This is a genomic window from Streptomyces sp. MMG1121 (genome assembly GCF_001280015.1).
Taxonomy (GTDB): domain Bacteria; phylum Actinomycetota; class Actinomycetes; order Streptomycetales; family Streptomycetaceae; genus Streptomyces.
In genome coordinates this window covers 32,666-51,887 of the sequence record NZ_LGDV01000186.1, presented here as the reverse complement: position 1 = coordinate 51,887, position 19,222 = coordinate 32,666, and the positions used below count along the sequence as shown (strand labels likewise).

At 74.3% G+C, this 19,222-nt stretch carries 20 protein-coding genes and 1 pseudogene; 13 read left to right on the top strand and 8 right to left on the bottom strand.

Annotated features, from left to right (window positions below):
- Positions 1-3: 3 nt before the first annotated feature.
- Complete coding sequence (locus tag ADK64_RS16970; RefSeq protein WP_078992689.1) at positions 4-1,389, bottom strand: ANTAR domain-containing protein; 1,386 nt, start codon at positions 1,387-1,389, stop codon at positions 4-6.
- Positions 1,386-1,982 (bottom strand): hypothetical protein, encoded by a 597-nt coding sequence (locus ADK64_RS47350; protein WP_234384604.1) that lies wholly within the window; start codon positions 1,980-1,982, stop codon positions 1,386-1,388. Before ADK64_RS47350 ends, ADK64_RS16970 begins: the two co-directional genes overlap by 4 nt.
- A gap of 268 nt (positions 1,983-2,250) precedes the next feature.
- Here ADK64_RS47350 and ADK64_RS49020 point away from each other — a divergent pair.
- The 7 genes and pseudogenes from ADK64_RS49020 to ADK64_RS16935 all read left to right on the top strand — a co-directional run.
- A pseudogene (locus ADK64_RS49020) lies at positions 2,251-2,475 on the top strand (hypothetical protein); the annotation flags it as partial.
- A 116-nt stretch (positions 2,476-2,591) separates the two neighbouring features.
- Positions 2,592-2,921, top strand: a complete 330-nt coding sequence (locus ADK64_RS49015; protein ID WP_420712985.1) for a sensor domain-containing protein — start codon at positions 2,592-2,594, stop codon at positions 2,919-2,921.
- 189 nt (positions 2,922-3,110) lie between these two features.
- On the top strand, positions 3,111-3,533 hold the full coding sequence (locus tag ADK64_RS16955) for a hypothetical protein (RefSeq protein ID WP_053659752.1): 423 nt from the start codon (positions 3,111-3,113) through the stop codon (positions 3,531-3,533).
- Positions 3,533-3,733, top strand: coding sequence for a LuxR C-terminal-related transcriptional regulator (locus tag ADK64_RS16950; RefSeq protein ID WP_053659750.1), 201 nt, complete (start codon positions 3,533-3,535; stop codon positions 3,731-3,733). The genes ADK64_RS16955 and ADK64_RS16950 overlap by 1 nt, the downstream gene beginning before the upstream one ends.
- A 164-nt stretch (positions 3,734-3,897) precedes the next feature.
- A complete protein-coding gene (gene dhaK, locus ADK64_RS16945) occupies positions 3,898-4,890 on the top strand; it encodes a dihydroxyacetone kinase subunit DhaK (RefSeq protein WP_053659747.1) in 993 nt (330 codons plus the stop codon).
- Positions 4,891-4,957: 67 nt separating this feature from the next.
- Positions 4,958-5,566 carry a dihydroxyacetone kinase subunit DhaL gene (gene dhaL, locus ADK64_RS16940; protein WP_053659746.1) on the top strand — a complete coding sequence of 203 codons (609 nt, stop codon included), beginning with the start codon at positions 4,958-4,960 and terminating at the stop codon, positions 5,564-5,566.
- Positions 5,559-5,969 carry a PTS fructose transporter subunit IIA gene (locus tag ADK64_RS16935; RefSeq protein ID WP_053659744.1) on the top strand — a complete coding sequence of 137 codons (411 nt, stop codon included), beginning with the start codon at positions 5,559-5,561 and terminating at the stop codon, positions 5,967-5,969. Before dhaL ends, ADK64_RS16935 begins: the two co-directional genes overlap by 8 nt.
- A 28-nt stretch (positions 5,970-5,997) precedes the next feature.
- Here the strand turns inward: ADK64_RS16935 and ADK64_RS16930 are convergent, their stop codons facing one another.
- Positions 5,998-6,699 carry a glycoside hydrolase family 75 protein gene (locus tag ADK64_RS16930; RefSeq protein ID WP_053659742.1) on the bottom strand — a complete coding sequence of 234 codons (702 nt, stop codon included), beginning with the start codon at positions 6,697-6,699 and terminating at the stop codon, positions 5,998-6,000.
- A gap of 433 nt (positions 6,700-7,132) precedes the next feature.
- On the opposite strand from ADK64_RS16930, the gene ADK64_RS16925 reads away from it, so the two are divergent.
- Together ADK64_RS16925 and ADK64_RS16920 are read left to right on the top strand one after the other, a co-directional pair.
- The gene (locus ADK64_RS16925; RefSeq protein ID WP_053659740.1) at positions 7,133-8,107 is read left to right on the top strand and encodes a fibronectin type III domain-containing protein; all 975 of its coding nucleotides are present in this window, start codon (positions 7,133-7,135) and stop codon (positions 8,105-8,107) included.
- A gap of 94 nt (positions 8,108-8,201) precedes the next feature.
- A complete protein-coding gene (locus ADK64_RS16920) occupies positions 8,202-8,447 on the top strand; it encodes a hypothetical protein (protein ID WP_053659738.1) in 246 nt (81 codons plus the stop codon).
- 7 nt (positions 8,448-8,454) lie between these two features.
- Here the strand turns inward: ADK64_RS16920 and ADK64_RS16915 are convergent, their stop codons facing one another.
- A complete protein-coding gene (locus ADK64_RS16915; RefSeq protein ID WP_053659736.1) occupies positions 8,455-9,000 on the bottom strand; it encodes a PadR family transcriptional regulator in 546 nt (181 codons plus the stop codon).
- A gap of 31 nt (positions 9,001-9,031) precedes the next feature.
- A complete protein-coding gene (locus ADK64_RS16910) occupies positions 9,032-11,047 on the bottom strand; it encodes an NADPH-dependent 2,4-dienoyl-CoA reductase (protein ID WP_053659734.1) in 2,016 nt (671 codons plus the stop codon).
- Positions 11,048-11,210: 163 nt separating this feature from the next.
- On the opposite strand from ADK64_RS16910, the gene ADK64_RS16905 reads away from it, so the two are divergent.
- Entirely contained in the window at positions 11,211-11,624 is a 414-nt protein-coding gene (locus tag ADK64_RS16905; protein ID WP_053659732.1) for a tautomerase family protein, read from the top strand.
- A gap of 13 nt (positions 11,625-11,637) precedes the next feature.
- On the opposite strand, the gene ADK64_RS16900 is transcribed toward ADK64_RS16905, so the two are convergent.
- Together ADK64_RS16900 and ADK64_RS16895 are read right to left on the bottom strand one after the other, a co-directional pair.
- The gene (locus ADK64_RS16900) at positions 11,638-12,009 is read right to left on the bottom strand and encodes a hypothetical protein (RefSeq protein WP_053659729.1); all 372 of its coding nucleotides are present in this window, start codon (positions 12,007-12,009) and stop codon (positions 11,638-11,640) included.
- Between the two features lie 107 nt (positions 12,010-12,116).
- The gene (locus ADK64_RS16895) at positions 12,117-12,998 is read right to left on the bottom strand and encodes a hypothetical protein (RefSeq protein ID WP_053659727.1); all 882 of its coding nucleotides are present in this window, start codon (positions 12,996-12,998) and stop codon (positions 12,117-12,119) included.
- 315 nt (positions 12,999-13,313) lie between these two features.
- On the opposite strand from ADK64_RS16895, the gene ADK64_RS16890 reads away from it, so the two are divergent.
- Positions 13,314-15,392, top strand: a complete 2,079-nt coding sequence (locus tag ADK64_RS16890) for a SpoIIE family protein phosphatase (RefSeq protein ID WP_107093006.1) — start codon at positions 13,314-13,316, stop codon at positions 15,390-15,392.
- Between the two features lie 3 nt (positions 15,393-15,395).
- On the opposite strand, the gene ADK64_RS16885 is transcribed toward ADK64_RS16890, so the two are convergent.
- Positions 15,396-16,208 (bottom strand): putative protein N(5)-glutamine methyltransferase, encoded by an 813-nt coding sequence (locus tag ADK64_RS16885; RefSeq protein ID WP_053659725.1) that lies wholly within the window; start codon positions 16,206-16,208, stop codon positions 15,396-15,398.
- A 322-nt stretch (positions 16,209-16,530) separates the two neighbouring features.
- Between ADK64_RS16885 and ADK64_RS16880 the strand changes: the two genes are divergently transcribed.
- Both ADK64_RS16880 and ADK64_RS16875 read left to right on the top strand, forming a co-directional pair.
- Complete coding sequence (locus tag ADK64_RS16880; protein WP_053659723.1) at positions 16,531-17,892, top strand: hypothetical protein; 1,362 nt, start codon at positions 16,531-16,533, stop codon at positions 17,890-17,892.
- Between the two features lie 84 nt (positions 17,893-17,976).
- Complete coding sequence (locus ADK64_RS16875; protein WP_053659722.1) at positions 17,977-19,197, top strand: AAA family ATPase; 1,221 nt, start codon at positions 17,977-17,979, stop codon at positions 19,195-19,197.
- Positions 19,198-19,222 lie beyond the last annotated feature (25 nt).

Genomic DNA, 19,222 nt, shown 5'->3' with positions numbered 1-19,222 from the left:
AGCCTAGTCGCTCCGCTCGTGGTGCCGGGCCGGGCCGTCGGCCGACCGCGGGTCCGCCGTGGCCGGTCGCGCCGCGCGGCTGAGCCGCACGCCGAGACGGGCCCGCGCCCCTTCGGGGTGCCCGGCCAGGTCGGTCAGCACCCGGTGGAGGTGTTCCAGGGCGTCGAGGAGGACGCAGCGGTGGTACCAGCTCAGCCAGGCCGCCGTGTCGGCGGCGAGCAGGCCGAGGGCCTCGGCCTGTACGGCGGTCGGGCGGTGGCCCGCGTCGGGCCAGTGCAGGGTGATCACAGCGGTGCAGGACCCGGCCGAGGACAGTACGGGGACGCTCTGCACGGCATGTGTGCCCGTGGCCAGCAGGACGCGCCGGAACTCCTCGGAGAGCAGCGTGTCGGCGGCCACGTCGGGCACGCTCACCCGGCGTTCGCGCAGCCGGGCCACCGCGTCCGCCGTGCCCTCGTCCCAGCCGCGCACCAGGTGGTCGAGAAACGTATCCGCACAGCCGTGGTGGGTCTCCAGCATCAGCGCGTTCGCGGCCGGGTCGACGCACCGCACGTACCCGGCCGGGGCCCGCCCCACGGCGAGCGCCTCGTGGAGTACGGCGTCGATCATCTGCCGCCGGTAGCGGGGGTCCCGGCCGTCGCGGGGCAGGATCCGCAGCGGCGGCACGGGCAGCGGCCGGCGGCCCGGGAACCACACCGCGCCGTCCGGCGGCCGGGCCACCACCACGGCGGAGACGAGGACGCGCAGCGGCACGTTGAACCGTTGCGAGACCTCCCGCAGCACCCGGAAGGCGCTGGCGGAGTCCGGCAGGCCGTAGCGGACCATGACCACGCCCTGCGCCATGCCGATGACCGGGGCGCTGCGCACCCGGGCGCGCAGCGCGCGGACCTCCTTGCGCAGGTCCTCGTAGCTGGGCCGCAGCGGGTCGGCCATGTGCGAGCGCCAGACGGGCAGGTCCGCACCGCGGGCGGCGGCGCGGGCCGGCTCGCGCAGCGCCTCGTCCAGGGTGGCGCAGAGCCGGACGCCGTCGAGGCGCGCGAGGTGAACCGCCTCGCGCACTCCGGGCCGGGCCCGGACGATGACCAGGTCCGGGCGGCCGGTGCGGGCGCGGGTCGTCTCGCTGAGCGCGCGCAGGACGGCGGCGCCGCCGAGCTGTACGTGGGCCATGTCGAGGACGGGCCGCAGCCCCGCGCGGTCCGCCTGTTCCAGGTGGCCGCGCAGCTCCGCCGACCAGGCCTGCGCGCCCTCGGCGTCGAGGCTGCCGGACATGCGCAGCAGCAGCGCCCCTTCGGCGGGCAGCCCGTCGACCACGGACGACTCGATGACCAGCGGGGCCGACGCGCCGGACGTACGGGAAGAGGGCTTCGACGGGTCGCAGGAGGGTGTCATGGCCCCGCCCGCCGTCTCGTGGTGGGGGCGTCCCGTCCAACCCCCGGGGCGTCGTCCGGGACGGCCTCCGCTCCGGGGGCCGGCACGGCGTCTCGCGCGACCCGCGCCACGCCCCTGTCGGCGCGCAGCACGTCCCTGCCGGTTCGCACGGCGTCCCTGCCGGCCTGCACGGCGTCCCCTCCGGCCTCCAGCGCGTTGAGGGCCGACGCCGTCGTGGCGTGCACCCGGATGCCCGGCAGGCCGGCGGTGCGCAGTGCGTCCCGCGCGTGCGGCCGGGGCTGTACGACGGGCAGGGCGCGGCCGGAGAAGGCGAGGACACCGGTCGCCCGGTCCAGGGAGCGCACGGCGGCGGCGCAGGCGAGGTACATCTCGGTCATGTCCAGCAGCGCGTGTTCTCCGGCCCGGTCGGCGCGGGCGATGTGCTCGGCGAGCACCTCGGAGAACTCCGTGGCGTTGGAGGCGTCGACCGTGCCCCGCGCCTTCAGGACGCTGATCCCGCCGACCTCCGGGCGCCGCTCGTGCACGGTCTGCAGGAGCAGCGGGGCCGAGCCGCGGGGGTGGGCGCGGGCACGGGACGGCCGATCGTTTTCCATGGGATCGGGCTTCCTGGGTGGGGAAGGATCAGCCAGCCGCGTCTTGACCGGGGCTTCACTGTGCTCCGCGCGCGCGCCCGATGCAACGACGTCTCCCCCGGGCGTGTCGCACGCCGGGCGGGTGCGGCCGGGCCGGCGCCGTGCGGGTGCCGTCCGGCACCGAACCTGTCGTCAACTACCGGCTCGACGGTGCAGAAAACCGCCGTTCTGCGAGATCAGCGCAGGTGGCGCGGTGACCGCGGAGGCGACGGGGAGCGCGTGAAGGACGGTGCGCCCACCCGGAGTTCCCGCGTGGCGACGACCGCGTCCGAGGGTCCGGGTACGCCGGACGGCGGAGCGTTTTCCGGCCGCCGCCGGTCACGTCGTCACCAGACTCGGTACGGGGCTGCTCGTCGTGGTGCCGGCGTATCTGGCCGTCGCGGTGGTCGCGCTCTGTCTGGTGGGCACCGGATTCCTGCTGCCGCCGGGCGCGTTGCGCCTGCTGCGCCGGTACGCGGACTTCCGCCGCGGGCGGGCCGGCCGGCTGACCGGGCGGCCTGTACGGACCGCCTGTACGGACCGCCTGCCGGGACACCGCCGCGCAGGCCCCGCCGGACGCCCCGGCCTTCCTTGCGGGATCCTGCGGTCCGCAAGGATCTGCCCTGGCTCGTGGTCCACACCGTCCCCGGCACACCGCTGTGCGCGGCGGTGCCGGATGCGTGGGGCCAGGTGGTCAACTGGCCGACCGCGCCGGTGTGGTGGCGGCTCGCGGCCGCCGGGCGCGACGCGATCATCCCGCTCGGCGTCGACTCCTGGGGGAAGGCGATCGCCGCGCTGTGCGCGGGAATCGGCTTCGCCGTGGCCGCGGCGGCGGTCACCCGTCCACTGACGCGGGCGCACGCCGCGATGTCCCGGCGGCTGCTCACCGCCCGGCCACCGCGGGAGCAACTGGCTGAGTGAGTAAGTGAGTTGACAGCCAGTCGCACCGCCGCGCCGCAGGCGCACGACGCCGAGCCGCGGCGCGTCGAGCGCGATCTGCACGACGGGGCCCAGGCCGGGATCGTGGCCGTGTCGCCGCGCCTGGGCTGATCAACCGCACCGTCGCCCAACGGCCCGAGCAGTTACCGGAGTCGGCGGATACCGGAGTTGGTGGACGCCACCCAGGAGGTGGCCGAACAGGCCCTGTGGTCGCCGCGGGAGCCGGTGCGCGGCATCAGTGCGCCCGTTCTGGCCGACCGGGGCCTGGCAGACGCCGTTCGGGCGCTGGCGGAGCTGTGCGAGGTGCCGACGAAGGCCGACGTCGAGGACTCCGGTGCCGCGCCCGCCGCGGTGCAGGCGGCGGCCTGCTTCGTGGTGTCCGAGGCGCTGACCGACGTCGCCGGGCACAGCGGGGCGAGCGGCGCGCTGGTGTTGCTGCGCGTCGACGGGAGCGCCGTCCGCGTCCGGGTGCGCGACGACGGCCGGGGCGGCCGGCGGAGGAGACCGGTGGCGGGCTGCTCGGGCTGCGGGCGCCGGGTGGCCGCGTGCGACGGCAGCACGGAGCCGTCCGGTCCGACCGTATCTCGCAGCTGATGGTGCGCAAGGTGGCCGGCGGTCCGCTTCAGGCGCTGGCGCGGCGCGAGCGCGAGGTGCTCGCGCCGATGGCGCAGGGCCGTACCGACGCGGCCATCGCCGAGCTGCTGTTCCTCGCGGAGAGTTCGGTGGACAAGCACATCGGCTGCCTCTACGCCGAACCCGGCGTGCCGACCCCGAAAGCGGGCACCGCAGGGTGATCGCGGCGCTGGCGCGTCCGCGGGCTCCTGATCACCCACCGGGCGACGGTCATCGCGTTCCGTGATCGTGGCCTGTGCGCGTGACCTCGTCCTGTCCAAGGTCGATACTGCCAGTAGCTCCGTACCCTCCACCCAGCTCCCGCGAGGCCACCTAGGAGATTGCGATGAGGATGCTGATCAACGTGCCGGAGACCGTCGTGGCGGACGCGCTGCGCGGTATGGCGGCCGCGTATCCCGACCTGACCGTGGACGTGGAGAACCGGGTGGTCGTCCGCCGGGACGCTCCCGTGGCCGGGCAGGTCGCGCTCGTGTCGGGCGGCGGGTCGGGGCACGAGCCGCTGCACGGCGGGTTCGTGGGCCCGGGCATGCTGTCCGCCGCCTGTCCCGGAGAGGTGTTCACCTCGCCGGTGCCGGACCAGATGGCCCGCGCCGCGGCCGCCGTGGACAGCGGCGCCGGGGTGCTGTTCGTCGTGAAGAACTACACCGGTGACGTGCTGAACTTCGACATGGCGGCCGAACTGGCCGAGGACGAGGGCATCCAGGTCGCCAAGGTGCTCGTCAACGACGACGTCGCGGTCACCGACAGTCTCTACACGGCGGGCCGGCGCGGCACCGGCGCGACCCTGTTCGTGGAGAAGATCGCGGGTGCCGCCGCGGCCGAGGGGCAGCCGCTGGAGCGCGTGGAGGCGATCGGCCGCCAGGTGAACGAGAACTCCCGCAGCTTCGGCGTGGCCCTCAGCGCCTGTACGACCCCGGCGAAGGGCAGCCCGACCTTCGATCTGCCCGACGGCGAGCTGGAGTTGGGCGTCGGCATCCACGGCGAGCCGGGCCGGGAGCGGCGGGCCATGATGACGTCCGGGGAGATCGCCGACTTCACGGTGCACGCGATCCTGGAGGACATGCCCCCGCGTGCCCCCGTGCTCGTGCTGGTCAACGGCATGGGTGCCACCCCGTTGCTGGAGCTGTTCGGCTTCAACGCCGAGGTGCGGCGGGTGCTCGCCGAGCGCGATGTAGTGGTGGCCCGCACGCTCGTCGGCAACTACGTCACCTCCCTGGACATGGCCGGTGCCTCGGTGACGCTGTGCCAGGTCGACGAGGAGCTGCTGCGGCTGTGGGACGCGCCGGTGAAGACCCCGGCGCTGCGCTGGGGGATGTGACAGGGCGCGGCAGGCGACCGATTCCCCCCTTCCGCCGATGAAGGCCCTTACCACGCAAGGAGATCCAGTGCTCGACGCCGACTTCTTCCGCCGTTGGATGACGGTGACCGCCGCGTCCGTCGAACGCGAGGCGCAGCGACTCACCGACCTCGACTCGGACATCGGGGACGCCGACCACGGCAGCAATCTGCAACGCGGCTTCCGGGCCGTGACGGCCACCCTGGAGAAGGAGGCGCCCGCCACCCCGGGCGCCGTCCTGACGCTCGCGGGACGGCAGCTCATCTCGACGGTCGGCGGCGCGTCCGGGCCGCTGTACGGCACGCTGCTGCGCCGCACCGGCAAGGCGCTCGGCGAGGCGGCCGAGGTCAGCGAGGAGCAACTGGCCAGGGCGCTGCGGGACGGGGTGGACGGGGTGATGAAGCTGGGCGGTGCGGCACCCGGCGACAAGACCATGATCGACGCCCTGGTGCCGGCCGTGGACGCGCTCGGGGACGGCTTCGCCGCAGCGCGGGCCGCCGCCGAGCAGGGCGCCGAGGCCACCGTCCCGTTGCAGGCCCGCAAGGGCCGGGCGAGCTACCTCGGCGAGCGCAGCATCGGCTACCAGGACCCGGGGGCGACCTCGTCGGCGCTGCTGATCGCCGCCCTGGCCGAGGCCGCGGAGGGCGACGGTGAGTGAGGAGAAGCTGGTCGGGATCGTACTGGTGTCGCACAGCGCCCAGGTGGCCGCCTCGGTCGCCGCATTGGCCAAGGGGCTGGCGGGCGGGGCCACGGCGGTCCCGGTGGCCGTGGCGGGCGGCACCGAGGGCGGCGGGCTCGGCACGAGCGCCGAGCTGATCTCCGCCGCGGCGGCCTCGGTCGACCGGGGTGCCGGGGTCGCGGTGCTGCCCGATCTCGGCAGCGCCGTACTGACCGTGAAGGCGTTGCTCGCCGAGGGGGACGAACTGCCCGACGACGCCCGGCTGCTGGACGCGCCGTTCCTGGAGGGCGCGGTGGCCGCGGTGGTCACCGCCGCCACGGGCGCGGACCTGGACGCGGTGGAGGCCGCGGCGGTGCAGGCGTACACCTACCGCAAGGTGTGACGGCCGCGGGCGGCGGGACCGGAGCCGGTCATCGGCGGGCCAGGAACTGCCGGGCGAGGCGCTCTCCCGCCGCCACCGTGGCCGCCTGGTCCTCGATGGGGTGCACCCGGGAGTTCCTGAAGACGATGTAGGTGACGCCGGAGGGCGCACCACCGTCGACCGGGTCGGTGCTGATGCCGAGGCCCCGGGCGGTGGCGAAGGAGGCCTCGCCGATGAGGTCGCGCGGGCCGGTGTCGCCGACCACCGCGTACTGCACCCGGTGGCGGTAGACGACGGCGACGACGGAGCCGCCCCGCACGCCGTCGGCGCGGTGGTTCCAGATCCGGCTCGAGGCCGGGACGACGATGTAGGGCAGTGTCTCGGCGTTCAGGTAGCGGCCGTCGGACTGCGCGAAGGCGGTGGCGGCGGCGAACAGCGGGTCGGTACGGCGGTTGCAGCGGGCGGTGGTCCGGCCGTCGCAGTCGATGTCCAGGTCTGCCTTCCAGAACACGGCGTCCTGGGTGCCGCACACGGGCACGGTCGCGGGGCGGCCGGCGTCGGTGCGGTACCGGCCGCGGGAGATCTGGTGGCACTCGCCCACCCGGGTCAGCAGGGCGGCGGCGGCGACGGCGCCCCCGCTGCGGACCTCGGGCCGCTGCGGCGGCGGGACGGCGGCGGCCTGGGCGGGCAGCGCGGCCGGGGTGAGCAGGGCCGCGCCGGCCGCGGCCAGCGTCAGCGACGGGACACGCACGATGGGGGACCCTCTCGTCGGGGACGGGGCGGACATCCAGGCCACTGTGGTGCGGGCCCGTGCCCGCGGCCGTCCGGGCCGCTCCGAAGAGGCCGGATGGAGCACGCTTCTGACGCCCCGTGAGGGACAGCGGGAAGGATGGCGACAACAGGGGCCGGGGATCCGGGAAGGAACCTGCCCGGATCCCCCGGCCGCCCGCGTCGGCGCGGCTTCGGCGACGACAGCGTGTCCGCGCCAACGGCATGAACTCCCCTGTCCTCACGGGCAGTTCGGCCGTAGGGGGCCTCAGCATACGTAACGTTCCCGGACGGCCACCCATGCGGGTCCCACCGGCCGGTCGTCGCGTACGGGCCCCTTGCCGCCGCCGCGAGCGCCGGGCATATTGGTCCGGACCTTTACGTGATGCCGATGCCGTCCCCGGGGAGGCAGAGCCGTGCGACGCGTACTCCTGCCGCTCGTACTGCTCTGCGCGTCCCTGCTGCTGGTCGCGTCCTGCGGCCGGAGCCGGGCCGACGGCGGCGGGGACGGCCGGGCGCCGGGCGCTCCGACCGGGATCACCGCACAGGCGGGCAGCGCCACGAGCGTGCACGTGATGTGGAACGCGGTGACCGACAGTCCGGGCATCCGCACCTATGAGGTGTATCAGGGCACCACGAAGGCGGCCGAAGTGCCGGGTTCGGAGCACATGGTGGACGTTGTCAGGCTCAGGCCGTCCACCTTGTACGCCTTCACCGTGCGGGCCCGGGACACCGCGGGCCGCCTCGGTCCGCCGGGCCGGGCGGTGCGGGCGCGGACACCGGCGCGGGTGGCGGCGGACCGCTCGGCACCGACCCGGCCGTCGTCGCCCGCCGGGCGGGCCGTCGCCAGCCGCGCGGTCCAGCTGTCCTGGGGTGCCTCCCGGGACGACCGGGGCGTGGTGTCGTACGACGTCGACCAGGGCGGGGTGCGGATCCACAGTGTCGGCGGGAACCAGACGGCGACCGTGGTCACCGGGCTGCGCCCCGGCACCGCCTATGTCTTCACGATCCGGGCCCGGGACGCGGCCGACAACCTCTCCCCCGCGAGCGCCCCGGTCCGCCTCACCACTCCGGGCACCGACGACGGCCGGAACACCGCGCCCACCGGCTTCACGGCCGGGACCCACCTCTCCGCCGGCGCCTACTACGTCGACCTGTCCTGGGACCCTCCGCGCACGGACGGGGTGATCACCGAGTACCAGATCCGGCTCGACGGCACGGCGGCCACCTCCCTGGTCTGGGGCGGCACGCCCCCGACCGGGCGGTCGAGCTACAGCTTCTACGTCGGCCGGAACGCCGGCGAGCAGCACCGGGTGCGGCTGCGGGCGCGCCTGCCGGACGGTACCTGGGGCGGCTGGTCGGCGGAGCGGACGGTGACGACGGGCGGCTGACGGGCAGGCCGTCGCGGGGAGGGCGCACCTCCGCACGCCGGCCGGGGCGGCCCACCCGGCAGGCGATCCGGCGCCGGGCCCGGGAAGGTGCACCGTGGTCGTGGTCTGCTCCAGCGGCAGCAGGGTGGGCACCCCGTCGGTGATGGTCTCCGCGCACGCGGCCCCGACGATCTCCGCTGCGTCCTCGCCCGCGCCGGTCCGGGGTGTGCTGGGCGGCCTCGGCGGGGCCGCCCGGGACCACGGGCCGCTGACGCCGGGCATCGGCGCGGCCCTGGTCGGCGCCGGGGTGATCGCCACGGGCTGGTGTCTGCGCCGGCGCGCGCGGCCGCACCGGCGCTGAGCGGGACTCAGCCCGCGTCGGGCAGGTCGGCGAACTCCGTCAGGGCGTGGTCGAGCCACTGGGTCCAGAAGGTCTCCAGATCGATGCCGGCGCGCAGCACGAGATGACGCAGCCGGTCCTCGGGGGCGTCCCGGTCGGGCGGGAAGTCCCGCTGTTCGATCTCCCGGTACTCGGCCAACTGCCGCCGGTGCAGATCCAGATGGCGGCGCAGGTCCGCCTCCAGGCCGGCCGTGCCGACCACCGCCGCGGCCCGCAGCCGCAGCAGGAGCGTATCCCGCAGCGGCTTGGGGTCCTGCTCGGCGGCGGTCCAGCGGGCCAGTTCGGCACGGCCCGCGGGCAGGACCTCGTAGCTCTTCTTCTGCCCGCGGGCCGGCTGTGCGGCCGGCAGCGCGCGGATGAGCCCCTCGGCCTCCAGCTTCCCCAGTTCGCGATAGATCTGCTGGTGCGTCGCGGACCAGAAGTAACCGATCGACTTGTCGAACCGGCGGGTCAGTTCCAGTCCCGACGACGGCTTTTCCAGCAGGGCGGTGAGGATCGCGTGCGGGAGTGACATGGGCTCATCCTAGGGACGCGTGCGCGCAGCCCTAGAGCGCCGCCGCCAGCTCGGTGCCCTGCTTGATGGCCCGCTTGGCGTCCAGTTCGGCCGCGACGTCCGCGCCGCCGATCAGGTGGACGCTGTGCCCGGCGGCGGACAGCTCCTCGTACAGGTCGCGGCGCGGCTCCTGGCCGGTGCACAGCACCACCGTGTCGACCTGGAGGACCGTGCTCTCCTCGCCGACGGTGATGTGCAGGCCGGCGTCGTCGATCCGGTCGTAGCGCACGCCCGGGACCATGGTGACGCCGCGGTGCTTCAGTTCGGTGCGGTGGATCCAGCCGGTGGTCTTGCCGAGCCCGGCGCCGACCTTGGTGGTCTTGCGCTGGAGCAGGTGGACGGTGCGCGGCGGGGCGGGCCGCTCGGGCGCGGCGAGGCCGCCCGGCGCCTGGTAGTCCATGTCGACGCCCCAGGCACGGAAGTACGTCGCCGGGTCCTCGCTCGCCTTGTCGCCGCCGTCGGTGAGGTACTCGGCGACGTCGAAGCCGATGCCGCCGGCGCCGAGGACGGCGACCCGGTCGCCGACGGGGGCACCGCCCTGGAGCACGTCGAGGTAGCTGAGGACGCGGGGGTGGTCCACGCCCGGGATGTCGGGGGTGCGCGGGGTGACGCCGGTGGCGACGACGACCTCGTCGTAGCCGTCGACGGTCTCGGCGGTGGCCCAGGTGCCGAGGCGAACGTCGACCCCGTGGGCGTCGAGCTGGTGGCGGAAGTAGCGCAGGGTCTCGTCGAACTCCTGCTTGCCGGGGACCTTGCGGGCGATGTTGAGCTGGCCGCCGATCTCGCTCGCGGCGTCGAAGAGAGTGACCTCGTGGCCGCGTTCGGCGGCGCTCACCGCGCAGGCGAGGCCGGCCGGTCCCGCGCCGACGACCGCGACGCGCTTCTTCAGCCGGGTCGGCGAGAGCACCAGCTCGGTCTCGTGGCAGGCGCGCGGGTTGACCAGGCAGGAGGTGATCTGGCCGCTGAAGGTGTGGTCGAGGCAGGCCTGGTTGCAGCCGATGCAGGTGTTGATGGCCTCCGGTGTCCCGGCGGCCGCCTTCGCGACGAAGTCGGGGTCGGCGAGCATCGGACGGGCCATGGAGACCATGTCGGCGCAGCCGCCCGCGAGCAACTCCTCGGCGACTTCGGGGGTGTTGATGCGGTTGGTGGTCACCAGCGGGACGGACACCTCGCCCATGAGCTTCTTGGTGACCCAGGTGTAGGCGCCGCGCGGGACGGAGGTGGCGATGGTGGGGATGCGGGCCTCGTGCCAGCCGATGCCGGTGTTGATGATCGTCGCGCCGGCGGCCTCCACGGCCTTGCCGAGGGCGATCACCTCGTCGAGCGAGGAGCCGCCCGGGACCAGATCCAGCATGGAGAGCCGGTAGATGACGATGAAGTCCTCGCCGACGGCCTCGCGCACCCGCTTGACGATCTCGACGGGGAAGCGCGTCCGGTTCTCGTAGGAGCCGCCCCAGCGGTCGGTGCGCCGGTTGGTCTGCAGGGCGATGAACTCGTTGATGAGGTAGCCCTCGGAGCCCATGATCTCCACGCCGTCGTAGCCGGCCTGCCGGGCGAGGCGGGCGGCGCGGGCGTAGTCGTCGATGGTCCGCTCGATGTCGGCGTCGCTCAGTTCGCGCGGCGCGAAGGGGCTGATGGGCGCCTGCAGCGGGCTCGGTGCGACGAGGTCGCGGTGGTAGGCGTACCGCCCGAAGTGCAGGATCTGCATCGCGATCCGGCCGCCCTCGCGGTGCACGGCCTCGGTGACGACCTTGTGCTGCTCGGCCTCCGCCTCGGTGGTGAGCTTGGCGCCGCCCTCGTACGGCCGGCCCTCGTCGTTGGGGGCGATGCCGCCGGTGACGATCAGGCCCACGCCGCCGCGCGCGCGGGCCGCGTAGAACGCCGCCATCCGCTCGAAGCCGCGCTCGGCCTCCTCCAGGCCGACGTGCATGGAGCCCATGAGCACGCGGTTGGGCAGGGTGGTGAAGCCCAGGTCGAGCGGGGTCATCAGATGCGGGTAACGGCTCATCGGGCCCTCCGTGCACAGGTGTCGTCGCCTCTTGTTGTAGAGGAGGCGAGCGCGTTTATGCAACTAGTTGCACAAACGTTGGGGGGTGACACCGACCACTCTGTACCTACTAGTATGTACACGCATGGCAGATGCATGCCCCTCCCCGAAAGGACGTCTCACCATGCCCTTCGTCCGCATCGACGCACTCGGCACCGACCCCGGCCGGCTCGACGCGCTCGGCCAGGCCGTCCAGGACGCCCTGGTGGAGACGCTCGGCGTGCCGCCCGACGACCGCTTCCAGGTCCTGACCGGCCACGACGGCGCACGCAGCACCCTGCGCCACGACGACTACCTCGGCGTACACCGCGACGACGCGGTGGTGTTCGTCGCGATCACCATGCGCGCCGGGCGCACCCCGGACCGCAAGCGCGCCGTGTACCGCCGGATCGCCGAGCTGGTGCACGAGCGCACCGGCACCGACCCGGGGAACGTGTTCGTCACGGTCACCGAGAACGCGCCCGTCGACTGGTCCTTCGGCCACGGGGTGGCGCAGTACGCCCCGGGCGGCGAGGAGCCGGCCGGGGCGTCGTCGTAGGACTGCGTTGGTGTCAGCGGCTTTCCAGGCGCAGATGCAGATCCCGCTCCTGGTCGCCGGAGGCCGTACAGGTCTCCTGCACGACGAAGATCGAGTCCAGGGTGGTGCGGAACCGGCTCACGGCCCAGTAGCCGCCCTGGACGTCCGCCTGGACGGACGAGTCGAGGTGGACCGGCGGGCAGCCCTGGCCCCGGGCGTCCGCCACGTCGTACGTGCCCAGCCACACCATCGGCCGTGTCTCGTGGAACTGCTGAGGCACCTCGTCCGCGCGCCGGTCGGACGCGAAGCAGGACCTCAGGGCGTCGAAGACGATACGGGCGTCCTCCTTGGAGCCGCTGATCTCCACCGTGACGGTTTCCGGATGCGACCGCTCCGTGCGTGCCATTGATCGCTCCTTTCGTGGCCGTGCCGCGGTGGAACGGGGTACCCCGCCGAACCGCGCCCACCCTCAGGAAAGCACCACCGGCCGGTGAACACACCCCCAGCCGGGGCTCAGCCGCGCGAGAACTTGTACGTCTTGCTGTCCGTCAGGATGCAGAAGCCGGGCGACATCACGATCACGCGCAGGATGCCGGTGCGCCGGTCGTAGTCGATGCCCTCCACCTCGAAGGTGCCCGAGCAGCCGCTGCGCAGGGGCAGCTGGCGCAGGGCGGTGACGTGGCCGGTGACGTCCGAGGAGCCGTTCGGCGCGGCCGACAGGTCGATCTGGAGCAGCGGCTTGGTCATGCCGAAGAGGGTGCCGTCGGGGTCGTCCGAGGAGCACAGCAGGGTGGTGGGGCCGGAGAAGTCGCAGCCCTGGACGTCACGGACGGGGTGGTCCAGGTTGACCGTGGAGGCCTGCGGGAGGTTGGCCGAGGGCGAGGTACTCGGGTTGACGCCGGGGGTCGGGAAGACCAGGAGGCGGTTCATCGTGCCCCACTCGCCCGAGAGCATCCACTGGCCGTCGGGCGAGATCGCGTCCCAGGAGTTGTTCAGGGCCTCGCCGGGGCTGAGCGTGTGCACGTACTCCGACCAGGTGCCGTCCGGCGCCTGCACGCGGTACATCTTGGAGTTGCCGGAGTCCTGCTGGTAGGGCTCGATGTAGTAGCCGTTGTACGAGGCGTCGGGGTCGCCGACGTGGTTCCAGCCCCGGATGGAGACGCCGATCGGGATGGTGCCGATGCCGGTGTACCGGTTGGGGCTGTTCGCCGGGACCTCGACCGAGGCCAGCCCCTGGCTCTCGGTGAGCGGGTCGGCGCGGTCGGAGCCGGTCTCGGTCCAGGCGTCGGCCGCGGACGCGGACGCGGGTGCGGCGAGGGACACGACGGCGGCGGTGGCCAGGGTGACGAGTCCGGCGAGGACTGCGTGACAACGTTGCCGGGCGGGCGCGGGCATGGCCGACTCCTCGGAAGGGGGGTGGGGCAGCGGGGACACTCGGTCGGCGGACAGTCTGGCGTGGCCTGATGGTCATGTACAGGCCAATGAAGCAACATGAGCGTGAACTCTCCCGGTACGCGGGCAAAGGCTGCACGATGTCCGGGGCGGCGGTCGGCGCCGGGCACGGCCGCATCGGCACACGTGCGCCGCCGTGGTGAGAGATGGTGGAGGCAGTCGGCGAAACGCCGGGGAGTCGGGTGTGAGCGCGGTGGAGCAAGGGGACTCGGCACGGGGGACGACGTGTCGTGCGGACGGGCGAAGGCGGTACAGGGCATGGGTGCAGCCGAGGCTCCGGTGACGCAGGGCGGCGAGCCGGTGCGCGGTCCGGTGCGCCCGGGTGGCCTGCTCGACGTGCTGGGCGTCGCGTCGGTGGTGCTGGACACCGACGGCCGGATCGTGCTGTGGAGCCCGCAGGCGGAGGAGCTGTTCGGCTACAGCGCGCGCGAGGCCCTCGGCGAGTACGCCGCCCGGCTCATGGTCCACGAGCCGCACATCGAGCTGGTCGGCAGGCTCTTCGCCGACGTGATGCGCACCGGGCAGAGCTGGGCCGGCGGTTTCCCGGTCCGGCACAAGGACGGCAGCACGCGCCTGGTGGAGTTCCGCAACATGCGGCTGCTGGACGACCGCGGTGACGTGTACGCGCTCGGACTCGCCGCCGACCAGTCGACCGTACGGCGGCTGGAGCAGGACGTGGCCCTGTCCGAACGGATGGTGCAGCAGTCACCGGTCGGATACGCCGTCCTGGACACCGGACTGCGGTTCGTCTCGGTCAACCCGGCCCTGGAGAGGATCAACGGGGTGCCGGCCGCCGAGCACACGGGACGGACCCTGCACGAGGTACTTCCTCTGCTGAACGCCGAGCTCTTCGAGGCGGGCGCCCGGCGGGTGCTGGACAGCGGCGTGCCCGTGATCGACGCCACGCTGGTCGGGCGTACCCCGGCGGACCCGGACGAGGACCGCACCTGGGCCCATTCGCTGTACCGGCTCGAGGACGCCATGGGCCATGTGCTCGGCGTCGCGGTCTCGGTGGTCGACATCACCGAGCAGCACCGCGCCTCCGTGGAGGCGGAGGCGGCCCGGCGCCGGCTCGCGGTCATCGCGGACGCCTCGGCCCGCATCGGTACGACGCTGGAGCTGGACCGCACCGCCCGCGAGCTGGCCGACGTCGCCGTACCGGAACTGGCCGACGTGGCCGCCGTGGACCTGTTGGACGCGGTGGTGGACGGCCGGCGCAGCACACTTGGCCCGGCGCAGTCGGCGGTGATCCGGGCCCTCGCGGTGCGCCCGCAGGACGACTCGGACGCCGTACGCGCCGCCGACCCGCCCGGCCGCATCGCCCGGTACGCGCCCGACCGCCTGGTCACCGAGTGCGTGCGCTCGGGCGAGGCGGTGCTGGTGCCGCAGGTCAAGGACGAGGACCTGCCGCGCATCGCCCGCTCCGCCGAGGCGGCCGCACTGCTGGGCCGCGCGGGCCTGCACTCGTATCTCGCGGTGCCGCTGATCGCGCGCGGCGAGGTGCTCGGCGCCCTGGACCTCAAACGCACCCGCAACCCGGCGCCGTTCGACGAGGACGACGTCCTGCTCGCCCGGGAGCTGGCCAACCGCGCGGCCGTGCAGATCGACAACGCGCGCTGGTACCAGAACGCCCGCAACACCGCCCTCACGCTGCAGCGCAGTCTGCTGCCCAGCCATCCGCCGGTCACCACGGGCCTGGAGGTGGCCTCCCGCTATCAGCCGGCCGGGGCCACCAGCGAGGTCGGCGGCGACTGGTTCGACGTCATCCCGCTGGAGCGCGGCAACACCGCGCTCGTGGTGGGCGATGTGATGGGCAGCGGCATCAGCGCGGCGGCGACCATGGGCCGGCTGCGTACGGCGACCACCACACTGGCCGCCCTCGACCTCGACCCGGCGCTGCTGCTGGAGCACCTGGACAAGACGACGTCGGCCCTGGACCACTCCATCGCGACCTGTGTGTACGCCGTCCACGACCCGCGGCTGCGGCAGTGCCGGATCGCCAACGCCGGCCATCTGCCGCCGGTCCGGGTCCGCCCCGGCCGGCCGCCGGAGCTGCTCGACCTGCCCACCGGGGTGCCGCTGGGGGTGGGCGGGATCGACTTCTCCACCGTCACCGTCGACTTCGAGCCCGGCGACGAGCTGGTGTTCTACACCGACGGGCTGGTGGAGACCCGCCGTCACTCGCTGGACGAGCGCCTGGACTTCCTGCTGTCCCTGCTCGACGACCCCGCCCGCCCGCTGGAGGAGACCTGCGACCTCCTCCTGCGGACCCTGCACCACCCCGACAACCACGACGACGTCGCCCTGCTCATCGCCCGGGCACAGGAACTGCCGTAGCGGTCAGGGCAGTTCGCCGACCACGACGTGGGCGTACAGTTCCTCGGACACCGCCAGACGGGCCGTCAGGCCGGCGTCCGCGAAGGCTCTCAGGGCGTCCGGTGCCTGGCGTCGGCTGGTCTCGGTCAGCAGGCAGCCGCCCGGGGCGAGCCACTCGGGTGCCCCGGCGGCCACCCGGCGCAGCACGTCGAGGCCGTCCGCGCCGCCGTCCAGGGCGACCAGCGGCTCGTGCTCGCGGGCTTCGGCCGGCAGCAGGGGGACCTCGGCGGTGGGGACGTAGGGCACGTTGGCCATGAGCACGTCGACGCGGCCGCGCAGTCCGTGGGGCAGGGCGGCGTAGAGGTCGCCCTCGTGGGCACGGCCGCCCAAGGGGGCGAGGTTCCGGCGGGCGCAGCGGACGGCGGCCGGGTCGATGTCGGCGGCGTGCACCTCGGCACCGTTGAGGGCGGCGGCGAGGGCCGCGCCGAGCGCGCCGGAGCCGCAGCACAGGTCCACGACGACGGACGCGTGCGGCGCCATCGCCAGCGCCTGGTCGACCAGGAACTCGGTACGGCGGCGGGGGACGAACACCCCCGGGTCCAGGTGGACGCGCAGCCCGTGGAACTGGGCCCAGCCAAGCACCTGTTCGAGCGGGAGCCCGGCGACGCGCCGGTCCACCATGGAGGTCAGTTCCCGCACGTCACGGGCGGTGGCGAGGATCAACTCCGCCTCGTCCTCGGCGAAGACGCAACCGGCGGCACGCAGCGCGGAGACGATGGCGGAGGAGGAGGGAACGGAAGAGGAAGACGAAGACGAGGGGGAAGAAGAAGTGGCCACGGAGGGCGAGAGCCTTTCGGGAGCGCTTGACCGGTGGGCGCTCCCGCGGTCACCGCTACCGGTGCACCGCGCCGTCCTGAGGAGAGAGCACCCCGGCTGACACAGCGGTGATGGGTCCCACCTCCTCGGCGATCGGGGCCGCGACGCCCGCGACCGGACGGCCACCCTACCCCAACGGCCGCGCGGAGCCGGTCCGGAGCGACCGCGCGAAGCCGCCGCGGAAAAGCGGGTGACGCGCCGCCCGGCCCGTGGTTACGATCCCTGCGATGACGACTCACTCCACTCTCGGATTGGGGGTCCCGTCCGCGCAAGGTGAGTGCTGATGCCCACCTTCACCGCGTACGGGGATTCCCGGCTTTCCCTGTGGCAGCGCGTGCGTGCGTACGCCGTGCCACCGTCCATGATCGAGCTCGCCACCGTCCGCCGTGCCGCCGGGGACTGGGCGGGTGCCTGCGCCGCCGCCCGGATCGACGTCGACCTCGATCTTCGTTCCGTCGCCCGAGTCCACGGCCGGGAGCTGGCGGCCCGACTCCGCGCCGACCTCCGCCATCTCGCCCCTGACCTGCTGCGCTGGCACATGCCGAGGATCGCGCCCGACGGGCTGATGCGCCCCGGGCTGACCCTCACGCTGGCCCGGTACGCCGGAGCCGGCCGGGCCGGTCCACCGACGCTCGTCGCCCGCACCCCGCCGGCCTGGGCCGACGCCGGCCAGCGGATCAGCCTGGCCCTGTGGGATCCGGCCCGTGCACACAGCGGCGGCCATCCCCATCCGCGCCCCAGCCGGCGCTACCGGCTCGATCTGCACCGGCACCTGTGGGACGCGCGCAGGGCCGCCGAGCTGCGCGACCGTTCCGGGGCCGGCGGGCCCGCGCCGCCGGACGCCGATCCGCTCGGGCTCGCACCGCCGGAGCACGGCTGTGCCGTGGGCCGGTGGGCGGCCGAGGCGGCCATCCTGCTCGGCGCCGAGGGACGGTCCGCCGGTGCCTTCGCCGTACGGTGCGGCGGCCGGCGCGGGCTGGTCCTGGAGCTGTCCCCGGACAAGGGCGGCGGGGCACCCGGTCTGCGGCGCGCACCGCGGCCCCCGGCCGAAGGGCTCGCCGCGCTGCCCGTCCTGCCCGACGCGGCGACCTGGATCCCGCCCGACCTGGAACTGCTTCGCGCCGGGCTGCTGGCACCCGACCGGCTGCACCCGCTGGTCGCCGCCGCGCTGGCTCCCGGACACCGGCCGGCCGGGCCGCCGCGCGGCACCGACCCGGTGGCGGAGGCGCGTCTCGTGGAGTGCCGGGGGGAGCGGCACCGGATCGGTCTGGTCGACGGCGTCCTGGTCCCGCTGGACCACGGCCCGGACGAGATCCGGCGCGAGGAGCTGCTGGCCGCGCTCGGCGGTCCTCCGCTGCCCTGTCTGCGGTTCGTCGACGAGGCGCATCGGCGTCCGGACTGCCTCACCGGCGTCCGGGAGCGGCTGGACCACGGCGACAGCGCGGGGGCCCTGGCCGTGGTCGAGTCGCTGCTCGGTCCGGGCGCGGTGCTGCGCGAGGGGCCGCTGCGGGACGAACTGGCGGCCGCGGCGCGGCGGCGCATCGCCTACGGCCTCTACCGGGCCGGTCTGACCGGCCCCGGCCACGCCCCCGCCGACCCGTACCGCAACCCGACACGGCGCCGGCACCGCCGCCACCAGGGTTGAACTCCCTTGCGTTCACGCCCACTTGACGGAGCGTGACCACCTTCGTCCTTTCCTGTCGACCTCACACCCCTCAGGTGATCCCACATGACTGCTTCCCTCCCGCCCGCTCCTCAACTCGACGTGGCCGAGACCCTGTTGACCCTGCTGCGCGACACCACCACCGAGCCGCGCGCCGACATCCAGCTGGAGGCACTGACCCTGGCCGTGGCCGCCGACCTTCCGGTACTGCTGTGGGGTGAACCCGGCATCGGCAAGACGGCCGCGCTGACCCAGCTCGCCGCCGCTCTCGACCTGCCGCTGACCACCGTGATCGCGAGTGTGCACGAGCCGTCCGACTTCTCGGGGCTGCCCGTCGTGGGCGACGACCCCGCCGTACAGGGCGTCCCGATGGCCCCGCCGGACTGGGCGGTACGGCTCGTGCGCGCCGGGCGGGGGCTGCTGTTCCTGGACGAGCTGTCCACCGCTCCCCCGGCCGTGCAGGCGGCGCTGCTGCGGCTCGTGCTGGAGCGGCGGATCGGCGCCCTCCGGCTGCCGCCCGGGGTGCGGATCGTGGCCGCCGCCAACCCGCGCTCCTCGGCCGCCGACGGCTGGGAGCTGAGCCCTCCGCTGGCCAACCGGTTCGTGCATCTGCAGTGGACCCACGACCACGACGTCGTCGTCCGCGGTCTCGGCGGGACCTGGCCGCGGGCGACCCTGCCCCGGCTCGACGAGGAGCGGCTGGCGGACGCGGTGGACTTCGCCCGCCGCGCGGTGTGCGCCTTCCTGGTCGCGCGGCCGGGGCTCGTGCACCGGCTGCCCACCGGGGAGAGCCGGCGGGGCGGTGCCTGGCCGTCGCCCCGGAGCTGGGAGGCGACGCTGCGGCTCATCGCCTTCGCGACCGCCGCCGGATCCGCGCGGGACGTGCTGTCGCTGCTGGTACGGGGCACCGTGGGGGACGGTCCCGGACTGGAGCTGCTGGCGAGCCTGGACCGGATGGACCTGCCCGACCCGGAGTCGCTGCTGGCGGACCCGGCGGCTGCCGTGCTCCCCGAGCGCGGGGATCTGCGGCAGGCCGCGCTGGACGGGGTGGTGGCCGCGGTGCGCCAGCGACCGGAGCGGGACCGCTGGGACGCGGCCTGGGCGTTGCTGGTGCGGGCGATGGAGAGCGGCGCCCCGGACGTGGTGGTCGTACCGGCGACCACGCTGGCCTCGCTGCGCCGGGAGGACTGGCAGGTGCCGGCGGCGGTCGATCGGCTGGCCGGGGTGGTGTCCCTGTCCCGACGGGCCGACAAAGCCGCCCGCCGAGCCACCGGAGTCCGGCGATGACGCCGACCGCACCCGGGGCCAGCGG